The sequence below is a fragment of the Fluviicola sp. genome (assembly GCF_039596355.1).
Lineage (GTDB): Bacteria > Bacteroidota > Bacteroidia > Flavobacteriales_D > Crocinitomicaceae > Fluviicola.
The window spans coordinates 182,397-196,676 of record NZ_JBCNJW010000010.1 but is presented as its reverse complement, the minus strand read 5'-3'; the positions used below and the strand labels follow the sequence as shown (position 1 = coordinate 196,676).

Annotated in this window: 6 protein-coding genes; all 6 read right to left on the bottom strand. The window is 46.9% G+C overall.

The features are described 5' to 3' along the window. A partial coding sequence (locus tag ABDV94_RS16785) for a hypothetical protein (protein ID WP_343748373.1) occupies nt 1–3,918 on the bottom strand: 3,918 nt, incomplete at its 3' end. Nucleotides 3,919–3,924: 6 nt separating this feature from the next. Continuing rightward, a complete protein-coding gene (locus ABDV94_RS16780) occupies nt 3,925–4,644 on the bottom strand; it encodes a hypothetical protein (protein WP_343748372.1) in 720 nt (239 codons plus the stop codon). Continuing rightward, nucleotides 4,641–5,594, bottom strand: coding sequence for a hypothetical protein (locus ABDV94_RS16775; protein ID WP_343748371.1), 954 nt, complete (start codon nt 5,592–5,594; stop codon nt 4,641–4,643). Before ABDV94_RS16775 ends, ABDV94_RS16780 begins: the two co-directional genes overlap by 4 nt. A 22-nt stretch (nt 5,595–5,616) precedes the next feature. After that, entirely contained in the window at nt 5,617–11,256 is a 5,640-nt protein-coding gene (locus tag ABDV94_RS16770) for a hypothetical protein (protein ID WP_343748370.1), read from the bottom strand. Between the two features lie 21 nt (nt 11,257–11,277). Beyond that, on the bottom strand, nt 11,278–11,994 hold the full coding sequence (locus tag ABDV94_RS16765) for a hypothetical protein (protein ID WP_343748369.1): 717 nt from the start codon (nt 11,992–11,994) through the stop codon (nt 11,278–11,280). Between the two features lie 11 nt (nt 11,995–12,005). Then, nucleotides 12,006–14,255: a flagellar export protein FliJ gene (locus ABDV94_RS16760; RefSeq protein ID WP_343748368.1), complete on the bottom strand. Its 2,250-nt coding sequence runs from the start codon at nt 14,253–14,255 to the stop codon at nt 12,006–12,008. Nucleotides 14,256–14,280 lie beyond the last annotated feature (25 nt).

The window sequence follows — 14,280 nt, the reverse complement described above, 5'->3', positions numbered from 1 at the left end:
ACACTCCTGTTCGAAGGTACAGCCGTCGAGTTTAAAGTAAGACAAGCTTCCCGTCACCGGAAACACCTGGATCGTGGAATTGACCACATCCAGATAGGTTGCTTCTGCTGTAAAAGTGTGCTCACCCGTCGCATACAGGTTTGTGAGCCCGGTTACCTGCGACCAGGTTTGTGAAGCCGTCTTGTTCAACGTCAGCGTTGCCAAGTTGGAGGTTCCGTCATTCCAGTTTGCTGTAATGGTGTTGGTCGCCGTCGTTGCAGCATACGTCAGAGACGGCATTGTTCCCGGATTGTAGTAAGCATTGTTTGCCTGGAACAAAGCCGCCAGGTAGGAGGTACTACTCAGGTTGAAGGAAACGGAAGTCAGGTGATTATTCTGAGCCAGCTCATTCAATAAATGCTGCAACGTAAATGCAGTAGGGCATTGCCCCGTCTGCAGGTATAATTCGTATGCCGTGCTGTTGGCATTTTCCTGCAACGCATCGTTGTGATCACTGAAACGCTTGGTTTTGTAGCGGTACAATGGTGAGGTGAACACTGAACACGGCTGCGCATGATCCAGGAACGGATAATAAGACGTTGTTGGGGACAACTGGATAGCACCGAATACCGGGAATGGGGTGTAACCCGTGTTTCCGATACAGGTATTGTAGGCAGCACAATAAGCCACAGCCTTACAAGTTGCCAGTTCCTGTTGCAATCCTTGTTTGGCACTTAGATACAATGCCTTCAGGATGCTCCATTCACGGTTCAGAATCGTGGTGTCGAGTGCTCCGTTATACAGCTGTCCGAAATTGTAGCAGTCAGCAGACGGTACGGAAGGAGCAGCAGAACCACATCTGGCAGTATAGGCAGCAATCTCTGCCATGGAATACCACTGTCCGAACTGGTATTGGAACTGGTGGTACTTGTTGTATAATTTACCTGCGATGCCTGTACAGATTCCTGTTTCGAAATCACCGCTGTAATAGAAAAACGGATCCCATGGTTTTAATGAGTCGGTTGGATTGGAACCTGTAGGTTCAAACCAGTTGGACGGAAGTCCGCCGGAAGCAATGAATCCGTAGGCCTGTGCCTGCGCAAACGTATTCGTGTTAGCTAATAAATTATCGAAGGAACTACTACTGAACGCATCCGTTTCAGCGTGTTTGTTTTCGTATTGAATGCAGGATTCGTAGTAACAATATTCCGGGTGGTATTTCACCAGCGACAAGCCCCAGGATGGCTCGAAGTTGTCAATGAAATCCACAACGGACAAGAGTTGTTCCGGGTATACAAAGGATTGTCCTGCCGCAGCATCGTATTGTACGACAGAACTGTTCAACGGTGCCGGCAGGTAAGTTCCCGGGTTGGCAGGATCTTCCGAAAGATAGATTTTAGAGCGTTGTCCGGAAGCGTCCAGGTAAACGTTCTGTGTCCCGGTTGCAGTCTCCAAAACCGGGTTTCTCCAGCTCGCCGATGCATTCGGCAGGTGGTTGTTGGTATTGAATACCGATAACGGAATCGTCAAATCCAATGCGGCAGTGGAAGGATTCAGGTATTCTGCATACTGTCCGCCCGGAGACATATCCAGTTGCAGCATCGTCAGGTACATTTGGCAATCGCTCACACGGTCCTGGCACAATTCCTTACATTCCTGCACCCGTGCGTAATAGTCTCCGGAAGTTCCATGTCCGTTGCCGATAAAATCAGCCAGCGTTCCCAATTGTTCCAGGCAGTTGTCACAATCAATCAGACAAACCGAAGAATCGACCTGTTGCAAAGCCGCATCCAGGAAATCCTGGTAGCTCAGCACACATTCGCTGGAATCGGTCAATGCCAGGTAGGCATTCACAGCATCTTCCCGGATCGACAATTTCTTTGATACGACGTATTTCCCGATCGGAAGCGTTACCGTTTCCAGCGATGAAAATGCCGTAGAGTCCGTACAGTGTGTATGGAATACATAGTTTCCGGTTCCATCCAATTGGAAATTCCCGATGGTCTTGTGCTGTACATCCGCTGAAAGCAGGTTATCCCCGCACTCATTTTTCACGCTCAGTTCCAGGTCGTAGATACAGTCTACACAAATATCTGTCAGACAGGAATCCGTCATCGGGAAGGTCACAAAGTCATAATCCACCACCACATCAGAAGGAGCTGAAAGGGAGAAGGATGTTGAAAAAGTAATGGTATTTGCCAAACGGTCAATGACCTGATCTGAGCCATCCGGTGCAATATGGTTCACTTCCAAAGCCTGAGCTTCCGGAGCGGCAAGCGCCTGCAGGTTCGTGGGTGCATCACCTGCCAAAGCCGTTGCAACCACTTTTCCGGTCATATCCACATAGGAAACCGCTGCCTGCCCGTTGGCATCAATCACGATATTCTTTTGATAATGCTCTTTATATCCTACTTCGGAACCAAACAGGCGGTTCAATTCCAGCTGGTTCGGGTTGCTGTAGATAAACCGTGTTTCTTTACCGCTTCCGATCTGGAAGTCCGGCCCCACACCTCCCTGACTTACAACGCGCCCCGTATTGTCCGGTGCGTATACAATCTGCTGAAAAGGAAACCCTTCCGCATCCGGAAGATAGGCCTGCTGCAGGTTCTGGTTCGGATTATCCGGTGAATAATAACGGGAAGCACCGCTTTCGGTATTCATGGCTCCGGCCGTACCTACGCATATCGGACCATTTTCATTGTTATCAACATCAAAGTCTGATTTCGAATAAGCTTCACCATTGGTATTCCGGTTGAATTGCTCATAGTATTTGATCACCGGCTCTCCATCTCTTTCACAAGATGGGAACTCGACCGGTACCGGCATCACGTTTACTGCAGGACGCCCCTGGTAGTCGTAAATCGTTTCTCCGACGATCACGTTTTTCTCCGTATTTACTTTGGTAACCGCCTGGCGGCTTCGAAGCGTTCCATCATAATAACTGATTGCCTCTTTGCGCTTTCCCTGCTCCGCATAACTTGCAGCATACTGCCAGTTCAATGCTTTCGCATGGGTTTCCGCATCCGTAATTTCTATTTTACTGTAAGTATCCATTGAAGCAACGGTACCCGTTACAGCCACAGTGGTCCATTCACCGAAAATCAGGTGTTCAGGGTCATTGATATCCACTCCGACTGCACGAACCCGGTATACCACCCAACCACGATCAAAAATCAGTGGAATGTCATAATAATTATTGCTGGTTGTGATACGCGTGGCATTATGTCTGAAGTCATACTCCAGTTCGGATGGGCTTTTAATTGTACTTTCCGAACCATAGTTGGAAATATGCAGGAATTCTAACTGGTATTCTTCTGCTCCATCCAAAGGTTTCCAAGTGAAATGCAATCCGTCTTTGACATCGTCGCAATCCAAATCCTGGAATTGAATTCTGTTACCACCTACCGGGTCAGAAGAAAGTTCGGTATATCGTTCCACAAAAATATCGGCCTGTACAAACAAGTTCTTGGGCAAAACACTGCCGGGTACTCCATCAATTCGAATTTGCACCACTTCAAACTCCACCTTATAGGCATCTGTAAACTCGTAGGTGCTTAAAATTTTCGAGTGTACCGTATCGTTGTGGTAATAGGCAATGTCCAGTTTCACCTCCAAATCAGGCATCAGGTTGTTATTCACGTCCCAGCGTCTGACCTGCACGGTAACCTGCACATCCTGTGGCCCGGGAACAAATTCCGGGTAATGGATATCTACTCCGAAACTGATCCGGTTGCGGACGGTATAATCCCGCTGGTTGGCCCCAAGCGGATCCAGCATTACCGAATCTCTCGCCGTAGCAGTACTTACCATTACCGCTGAACCTCCCACAGGAGTGTGAATCGATTTGGTCTTATCTCCACGCCCCGCAAAAACAGTCCCCTGAATCAATATACTCAGAAACAGCGTAGTGAAAATCAGTTTTAAATAGTGCTTTATCATAACTCGTTAGTTTCTTAAATCAATCACTTCAAAATCTTTATATGCTCCTACCGGAATCAATTGATTATCCTTCATCTGGATGCATTCTTTTACGGTTCGGAAATGACTGAAGTCTACTGTTTTTCCTTTTTTAAAATTTTTGAAATCCAATACAATCTTTGCCTTCGCTCCTGAGTAGGTATCTCCTTCTTCATAATAAGGCTGGTTGCTGTAAATCACGATTTGGGATATGAAGTTTTTATCCGAAAAGGTGAACTCCATCGAATGGTAAGGACCTCCCTTCTTCAGCTGGAGTTGGAATACGGTTTTATTACTCATCGCTTTCCGGTAAACGACCTCTGTCATTTCCAAGAAGGTGCTGTAATCCTGAACGGTCTTGCGATAGAAAAAAGACGGATCAGCCTTTTGAACCAACAACTGTCTTGCAGCAGTGTCCAATGAAATATTGACCGATGCATCCTGGATCATCAACTGCCCCATTTGAGAAACATTCAGTTCCTTTCCTCCGCGACAAATCAATTTCCCTTCAAAAGATTGCGCCGGCTGCACATCTTTGTAGTCGTTGTAAATCCGGTACGCTGTTTCAAGCGAGTAGCTTTCATTTGCAGCAACAGATTGCTCGTACGCACGGATCAAATCCATGAATACCTGAGGCTCCACTTGCTCCCATTCACTCTGGGACAGTCCGGCCAGCGGACAAATTAGGATGAATAACAGCAGTCTCATTTGTTATAGATATTATCCCGCGACTCCGTAATGGTCATAATCCCGCGTTCGGTTTCTTTTTTAGTCCGCACCAATTTCCCTTGTTCGTCGTATTCATACAGGGTGGCATAATTGCGTTCATCCAGCTGAGCCACCAATCGCAGGCTTACCGGGTCATACACATAGGAAATCATGCTTCCGTCTACCGGGATGAAACGGATATCATCAAATAAACAGGTCCCGGATGCACAGTAAAGCCCGATCCGGATATCGGTTGCTCCTGTCGGAACGGTTACAATCCCGTCAATACGCTGCCAATCGTCAATAATCAGTCCCGATGGCTGAAAGTAAGAACTATCCGTTGCCCCTTCGAACGCGACGGAAATACCCGGGTTCTGGTAGCTTGTATTTCTGTGCGCCGCTTCGCCTTTCACCCAGGCTGATACCAGGTATTTTCCCGGTTGCGGGGAGAAAGAGCTGATGCAATCCTTGCAATCCGCTGCTTCGTCACAAGTTGCCTGACGGGCCGAAACGTAGACATCCACCCGGTAATTGTCTCCCGTTCCGATACAGTTGGTCGGGTTTACACGCAATACATAATATCCTTCACCATGTGGTATGGTAATCGATCCGGATAAACTTCCGGTGACCTGGTTGATCTGCCCCAGCGAAATCTGCTGACAGGAAGAAATTCCTAGTGTTGCCATCGGGCCGTAGAGCGTATACGATCCGGTATGTGCATACGTGTTCAGCGCAATGGTACCGGATGTCGCCATGTGGAACTTAAAATACTGAGGCTGGATAGTTCCCAGACAGATTGCCTGGTCCGGTGTCGAAACCGTCGTGATTTGTTTATCGGTACATACTTTGGCAGCCGTCACACAGCTGTTGTACACCGACAGGGATGTTTCCTGTGCCAGAGCCAATCCCTGGATTCCCGTCAATAAGATATATAGAATGCTTTTTTTCATCTGCATGTTGCTTGTTTGTTCACTATAACTGCGTAACTGGAACCACGGTCATACAACCATCGCTTTTCACCAGTTTCACTTCCACTTTGAATGCTCCGAATCCGGTAAAACTCAGCGAAACTCCACCCGGAATTTCTGTCATCACCGGAGCAGGTGCCCCATAGATAATCTCATAAGTCATCGTAACACCGTCTACATCCATGACTTTAATGGTGGTTTCCGTATCCGTTTGGGTAATGTATCTGGAGAAATCACAAGCAGCCTCCGTATCACAGGATGCTACCAACTGCTTTTGCAAAAACACCGGAGATCCGGAATTGACCTGGAGACTATACTTCCCGGTATGTGCATCACTGCTGGTAATATTTGAGCGTGTTCCAAAACGGAAATGATCATCCGGACAGCTGCCGTAGCCATAGTCTTCAAAGTTGTCAAAACCGGCTTGCTTGCGCATCGCATTGGCTGCAACAGCAACTGAAAGTGTTTGGTTGTAACCAAACTGGACGTTGGAATAACGCTGAAGTGCATCCACACTTTCAACCGCCTGCCCGAACGGACTGAATTCAGATACTTCGGAAGTATAGGTCCAGTTTTCCTTATTAATCGACCAAATACCATTGTTCAAACGGAAAAACGGTGTGAATGATTTCATCAATCCATCTCTGCGGATATTGGTGTTGTTGTTTTCAAAAGTCTGTGTGCGGTCGCTCAGGTGCAGGTAACTCGCCTTCGGATTCCAGTTTCCTTTAACCCCGGCAGCATATGCATTGGCCGTCAGTGAATCATTGCAGTTACAGAATGTTTTCCAGGCATTTCCATATTCGATGCTCTGTGCACTCAACACCTCGTCCAGCACATTTCCTGAGAATGTGTTCAGCGGATTTTTCATCAGGGTCACCGTTCCAACCGGTGCCGACTGAAGGTTGCGGTTTCCGGACCGGATTACTTTCAGATAAGAAACCGTTCCTTCGAATGGTGTTCCGTCCTTTTTCAGGATGCGGACTCCCTGAACTCCGGACTCCGTTACCCAGCCTTTGATGTAATTTCCGGATTGAACCACCATCACTTCATCCCCTTCTACCAGGTTTGCACTGGTAAAACCGGTACTGTAGCCGTCACTGAACGTAGTTGATACGGCCGATGTGTAACCGAGATTTTTGTAAGCCTGTCCCATACGGTCGTAAATCCAGTGTGCCGGATAGGAAAAATTATAAACCGTGTCTCTGAAACCATTGTTAACTGAAGTCAGTAATACGTCTCCGGTTTCAGCATCATAAGCCAGGTTTTCCGTTTCTACCTTCGATTTATAGTCTTCTGCAACCACTTTATTCAAAATTCCTTTCCGTTCGATGGTTTTGGCAAAAACAGCGCTTCTGAATTCCGTTTTGGATTCGGAATAATTCGCTCCCAAAATCATCGGAACCAAAATAAACGGCATGGTATAATTGAGGTTGATTCCCATATTTCCGGATTTCATGCGGGATTTGTTTTCCCTGAAATCCGCCACGGCTTCATACGTGCGGCCAACGACTACTTTTTTCACCGCTCCCGAAGGAGTGATGACTGTTACATCATTGTTCAGGCGGTTTGCTGCAATTCCGTCAATATACTGCGAAGCATATTGATAATGGTATTCGACAGAAGAGTACGCTTCATTCTGACCTTCAGCGAAAATACGCACCGCCTTTGGTTTTCCGTGCATGTCATTGCCCTCAACCACAAATCCCTGGCTGGCTGCCATCATGTCTTCCGTTTTGGCATACAACAACAGGTTCAGATTGAACTTACGCGGCTTATTGTGGACATCCGTACGTTCGGCAATCGTTGGGAAATCCTGTGCCGTATAGAACTCACTGACTGTGTGTCCGGTAGCAGTTCTCTTGACGCCGGATCGTTCCAGGTTTTTCACCAACACTTTGCTGTAGCCCACCATCGGAGACGGAAAGAACTGTTCTCCAAACGGAGTTTCCATATAATTACGGATATCCGGAGCAAGAGTCAGTTTAATATCGTTGGCCACGTAGGTGCGCCACACGTTCTCTTCTCCGCCGATCTGCGGTTCATAACTTGCCACTCCACTTGATTTTCCGTCAAAATGGTACTGGTACTGCTGCCCGTAGTAACTCTGGGTTCCGTGTTCCACCATTTGGTCCCAATTATCGTAGGTGCGAACTTCTTTTACGCGGTGTCCGCCTCCCAATTTGGTATAAGTAGGGTTGTTCAGACGAATCCAGCTCTTATTGGCAATCATCACCGTTCCGATTTCCTTGTTCCAGAGCGGTTTGTTAGGTCCTGTAAACAGTTCTCCATACGAAGCAAAGGCTCCGATCAGTGAGTTGACACCGTCCATAAAGCTACTGCTCTCGTCCATCGGATTGGCCTGGTTGGATGGCGGAATAATCCGTGAAAGGTAATTCCGTGCGAACTGGATTCCGGCAACGGCAATCGGATTATATGCCGCCGTTTCAGAGTCCTTCAATTTTGCGGGTTTTAACTTCACAAATCCGTAGCTGCCATCTATTCCTATTTCCTCAACCACCGCATATCCCGGAACATAATCAAAATGATCCTGGTCTTTGTCCATAGAAAGCAGGGCTTTGAAATAAATGGTGTTCCCAACTGCTACATAATCCTTGATGTTTGTTCCCGGAACCATCTCAAAATACAATCTCCGGTTCTTTTCATCATCATTACTAATGGAACATTTACTTTCGGAACAACCTTCCACATGCACGATTTTAAACATTTGCTGCGCCCGTTTGTGCTGCACAAACCCATAATCGTCCGCTTCATAGATGATTTCCATCATAGCTCCGGTAGGCAGCTTGATGCGGCTCAGGTTCCAGGCAGATGCCCACAGGTCACTGTTGGCCTTGTTATTCCCAACATACGGGAAATCGGAATTTGTCAGCGGATCGGTCCGTTCATCTCCGGTAAGTCCGGTCGGATTTGGTTTATAGGTTCCCCAGCGGTCTACACTGTTTGCTTCATATGCCGGGTTGTAATCGTAGAAAAATTCGAACGGAGCGCGCTCTCCCCGGTACGATTTCTCGTACGTGAAGTAAACACGTTTCAAGGTCAGTTTCCCGTTTTCATTTGGCTCAGTGGATGCCGCGTCCAGGTTGCCCGGGTAGTTGTTACACAAACTGTAATCGTATACCAAATGAACCGTTTTCAACGGAACGGCACTGGCTCCGTTTAACTCGAAATCCGGTCGGGAATACAGTTTTAAACTGTCCAGTTTCTGCATCTTTGCATTGGAAGCCGACAAACCTCCCATCTCATCATTGACCGATACCGCATCCCTGCGATCTGAAGTGTGGAAAATTAAGATGTGATTTTTGGTCTTAATAGTATCTAAATACCACAATTCCTTTTCACCGTAAATGTAGTTCGCTTTATCATCCGTCGGGTCAGCATTCAGTCCGCGGTCGTGGAAAGCCTTCGACTGATTGACCGGGTTTCTCCAATTATACTGCTGAACCTGCTTGTACTTAAATTCAACATAACTTCCCAAATCGCCTTTACTCGGACCAGGAGTTTGATCGCTGTCGATGTAATCACTGCTCAAAACGGACGTGAGCAGGTAGGAATGGGCATACGCCGGAATGGTCTGCGCATTGTAATGATTGTCCAGCCCCCTCTTGTTTGCAATCGATGCATCCTGGGAACTATACCCCACCAGGCGTGTGTTCCAGTTCGGCACATTTCCCGGTTGTTTTCCTTCACCTATGGCAAACGACACATTCTTCTGTACGCGGCTGTAAGCCGGGAGCCCGTAATAGTATCTGGAACCATCCATTTTTGTTACAGTAAAGGCTCCGGTATGGTGAGAAACTCCCGCTTGTGTATTGGCATAGGCAGTCGCAGGAAGCCTGGTTGGGCCAAACCCGTTTTTCACCTCTGATATGGTGAAGTTTGTCAAGGGCTGGTTTCGGCGGAATTTCAAACTCTTATCGTTATGGATATTGTAGGAATCTCCCGCATCTGTTTTCAATGAATTCTCCAGTTTTTTGACTCCGGTCACAGGAAAATAAGCTGCTTTTGCCCCTCCGATATTCTGGAACTCGGCATCACTTTCATCGTATGCCAATTCGGATGCATCCCGGAAATAGTTCGTTGTACTGATGAAGCGCACATTTCTTGCCGCATCGTTTCCGTCTGTCCAGGCACCGGAACTTCCGCTGGTAAATACACCACCGACATCGACTCCCGCCTTGAAGGTTGCTCCAATTCCAAATTCTCCACCAACGGTGTATGAATTGGAAGAGCTGGTAATCAACGGATCGAACACGTAACCAATGTCTTTTCGGTCCATGTGGTAACTGCCCGAAACACCCTGACCGTTTACGGAAAAAATGTCGTACATCAGGTGCGGAATGGGAAGAGCCGGCGTATTTTTCGTGAAACTCGCATTGTTTTCCCGGTTGAAATCCAGCATTGCCTGGTTGTTCAACTGTCCTTTTTCCAGGTTGCTGTAACCGAATGCCGGCAGTGTTTTGCTATTGCTCGCTAAACTGCTTTTAGAGAAGAAACCGGAAAAGAAAACTGTGGGGTCATTACCTACCGCATCGGGTCCCAGCTTAAAGCGGGCAGTAAAAGAATTGGCTTTGGTATCAAATGGGATGGAAGGTACGAAGCTTGACATTCCGAAATTGTAGCTTGACCCCAAACTACTTCCAACTCTTCCGGTTCCATACCCATTATGAGTTAATGAAGCTGAAGTGTACTTACCTGCATCCAAAACTTTGTAGTCTCGGGAGAAATTAATGGAGACTTGCTGAAGCCCCTGTCTGGAATTAAAAGCTGAACCAATACTCAATTTATTGGAAAATTCAGATCCTTTGGATGCTCCATCAAATAACGATACATAGGTTCCGATTGAAGCACCTCCCTGGCTGCTCCCGGTAAACTGCTGCCCCACATTCAAACCAACTTTCCTGGCAATACTAAAGGACGGACCAATCGAAAAATCGGAACCAAAGCCCGAATAGTTGTTGTATTCCATTCCCAGCTTCAACGAAAGGTTGAGAGAAGCACTATCATTACTAGTAGAGCCGCTTTGTTTCTTCAGTTCAAATGAATAGAGTTCGAAATTAACGCCCACCGAAGTACCCACCGTCCAGTTGGGTTTTTGGTTATACTCCTGTGTAATCTGGTCCGTTCCGTTAAAATCATCGGGAATCCCGCGCATCTGGCGGTTGATCACTCCAGGGTTCAGGTTCCAGCCCAAACCAACCCACGATGCTTCCTGTTCCATCCCGACCCCGGCATTGTAAGCCAGGTTGATCGGGTAGCCGTCTACATCCAGCAACGGTACGTTATAGGAAAAATCTCCCGAAAAAAGATCGACCAGGTTGTCCGCACTAATCGGTGTGAAACGCTGGGTTTCCGGTTGATCTGGTCCACCGGGCATTTTAAGCGCTGGAGCAGATATTGCTGACTCCAATTTATCCGTTTCATTGACCGCCGGAGCAATGAATGAATGATCCTCGGAAAGTGTTCCGGAAGTAGTTGAAACCATCGGCTGATGGATTTGTATCGCATTCCTTCCGTACAAAGATGCCGGCCAGGTTGCCTGAACAAATAGCAGCACAGCCAGCAGCAATGCATCTATTCTGATTCCCTGCTTTCTGTAAAAAGATGTTGTATTGTTTTTCATAACTAATGTGGTATCGTTAATCTAGTTGATGCGAAAACGGGTATTGTATTCATTTCCTTTCGGATCTTTGACGATCAGGGTGTAAATCCCCGCAGGGTACACATCGGTGCGCAGGTAGTGGAATTCGCGGCCGGACTTTTCCGGTTCGTCGTTTGCACCGATTTTTTGGTCTTCTCCCAATTGCACCTCCATGTCCTCTGCGTTTTCGTTCAGTACCCGGCATTTCAAATTTCCGCTGGATTTGTAACGGCTGTTCATCTTGAAGTAAAAACCATCTCCTTCCACCTGGTAAATGGTGGCATTGTAATCGGAATTCAGGTAAACATATTTCATCGGGATAACGACTTCTTTGTAAAGCGTAAATTCCCAGGCCTCTGATTTTTCAACGATGATGTTATTGACCGTTTTTTCCAATTGCCAGCCGTAGCGTTTGCCATACTGAAGCTCAGGTGCATCGAACGGATAAACCAACTGGAACCCCTGTACGCCGTTGATCCGCAGCAAAGGCTGATTAACCGTTACACCTGTCAGTGCACTCTGGTTGGTATGCAGTTCAGTCAATACATAATTGTATTTCACATTGTCCCGTCCGTCCGGAGCAGATACATAATACCAGTTAAAAACCGGGTAGCGATAATCAATCGTGTCTTTATCGTCCAGGGAAATCAATACGATGTTGGCCTGCCCGAAAGCGGAGCTAAAGCATAGCATAATTGCCCAGAAAAAAAGGTGTTTCATACTTATTTTGTTTAAATTTTAAATCTCGTTTGAAAGGTGATCAAATACGGAAACTGCTCATACTGCACCCGGTAGTAATTGCGGTAAAAATCTCCCAGTACAAAACGCTCCGCCCGTAATCCCAGATCGAGAAAACGGTTCAAAGCCCATTGCGCTTCGAGGTGTCCACCGAGACTGTTTGCACCGGAAAAATCGCTTGCCAGTTTCAGCCCGGCTCCAAACTTCACTTTCTTCAAAGTATATTTCCCCATGAGTCCCAAAACACTGGTTCCTGTCGACACTCCGTCCATACGCCGGTAGAAATAATCATAGGACGCAGAAACCGAATAGGTTCGTTCCATAAACGTTTGCATCAATCCGAACTGGGTGTATTTATTCACTTTCGCTGTATCGGTCAACAAGTAATCGTTATACGAAAGCATGGAGCTGGCTTTGGTCGATCCAATCGTATAATTGGAATTGACATTGAATCCAAGGAGGTAGTTATTCCCTTTCTGTACAACGGGTAAATCAGGCAGCTGCATGGCGTGATGCACGTAATTGAAGAAAAACGAATAACTCAAATAACTGGTATAGCTACCACTGACGTTCGCTCCGGCCACGTTTAATTGCAGCTTGTTCATCCCAGAAATGGCGCGCAGTGTGGCATCTCTCCGGTAGAGCAGTCCCAATTTGGCAAATTTGCTGATCCGGTGCGTGGTTTTTACTTCCACCCGTTCGTTGTTGGGCTGCATGGTTCCGAAGGTGGTAGTATTTGCAAAAGCATCCAGGCGGCGGTAAGTAAACGCAAACTCCGAGCGAAGCCTGGAAACCGACTGGGTATATTTACCTAAAAACAAGTTGGACGGATAAGCTGAAAACAACGACTGAAATGCTCCGGAACCCGCCGTGGTATCCAGGTGTTTGTTCATGGAAGTTTTGCCGTAAACGAAGTCAAAAGCACTTCCCTTCAGAAAAACAGGCACATAGCGCAGATCCAGTTCTACGGATGCAGCCGGATCGTATGCGGGCTGTGTAACCGTGGTTCCGGCAGGTGCTAAAAAGCGGGTATTGGTGAGGTAATTGATCCCGATAAAAGCATGCGTACCTGCCACTGTTCCATAACCGGTCTTAACAGCCGTGAGCCAGCCGTTATTTTTGATTTGCTGAAAATCGAAATTATTGAATACGTTCTGACTGTAATTCAACTGATTTTGAACCGCATTGGTACTCAGCATGATGTTATTCAGTGTGAGACCGGTTGCTACCGACAGGTAATAATTGCGGTGCTGAATTTCAACATGAAGCCCTTTCAAAGGCACATTCTGTCCGGACAAGGCGGTTGTTTTCGGGTATGTCAGCCCCAGATCCAGCGTTTGCAGACTCTGCAAAAACGGCACTTTCCCAGCTGTCTTGCTTCCAAAATCTGGATCCTTTAATTGACCCAATTTTGAATTCAACAATTCTTTGGATGATGCCAATTTCATGGAAAGACTGTCATACGTGTTCTTCAATCCGGTGATGCGTTTGTATATCCGCATGACACTATCATATTCTTTCTGATAATCGATCGGATGATCCAAACTGATTGACTGACCTTTGACAGTTTGCAAACTATCCGTGATGCCAGTTGCTTTGTCCTGAAGCCCGCTTTTTCGTTTTCTGGCCTCATGTTCGGCACGGCGTTTCAAAGCATCCAGGTACACTTCAACGTAGCCCATCATTCCGTTCAGTTCGGCCTTCTTTTTTTGCAGCAAATCCTGTTGTTTTTCAAGAGAAGCAATGGAACCGGTGATTTTTTCTTTCTGCTGCTCGATCAAACGGTCTTTATCCAGGCTTAAACGAAAGAAGTTATTGGTACCCAAAGGAACCCGCAGGGTTGAATAATTGAAGCTCAGATGGAGAGGCATTCCGAGGATGGAGGTTGAAAAAGCACCCGAAGTATTCAAGATAGAACCGATGCTGCGAGCTGTATCAATGAAAACGGTATTGAGACCATAGGCATAACTCAGGTCTATTTGACCATGTGTCCCATTGAGGTCACGAACAAGGCGATTTTTGAGTCTTTGGGGTAAGCTGTCTTTGGCCGGAAGAGACACAGGAGATTCGGACAACCCAATGAGCTGTTTTCCCACACGTTCATAATCGAATTGCTGTTGAACTCGTTGTTTCGTTGACGCAAGAGTATCTTTAGCAGTTGGCTGAGCAAACACCGGGAAGGCATTTGTGAACAGTAAGGCTAAAAGAGTTAATATGCCTGCATAAGCAGTGCAGTGGTTCATAAGTTTCAGTTGGACCTGATGGTTC

Excerpts from the sequence above, each read along its gene's own strand:
- ABDV94_RS16760 (WP_343748368.1), bottom strand. The coding sequence starts at position 14,255 with ATGAACCACTGCACTGCTTATGCAGGCATATTAACTCTTTTAGCCTTA.
- ABDV94_RS16775 (WP_343748371.1), bottom strand. The coding sequence starts at position 5,594 with ATGAAAAAAAGCATTCTATATATCTTATTGACGGGAATCCAGGGATTG.
- ABDV94_RS16765 (WP_343748369.1), bottom strand. The coding sequence starts at position 11,994 with ATGAAACACCTTTTTTTCTGGGCAATTATGCTATGCTTTAGCTCCGCT.
- ABDV94_RS16780 (WP_343748372.1), bottom strand. The coding sequence starts at position 4,644 with ATGAGACTGCTGTTATTCATCCTAATTTGTCCGCTGGCCGGACTGTCC.
- ABDV94_RS16770 (WP_343748370.1), bottom strand. The coding sequence starts at position 11,256 with ATGAAAAACAATACAACATCTTTTTACAGAAAGCAGGGAATCAGAATA.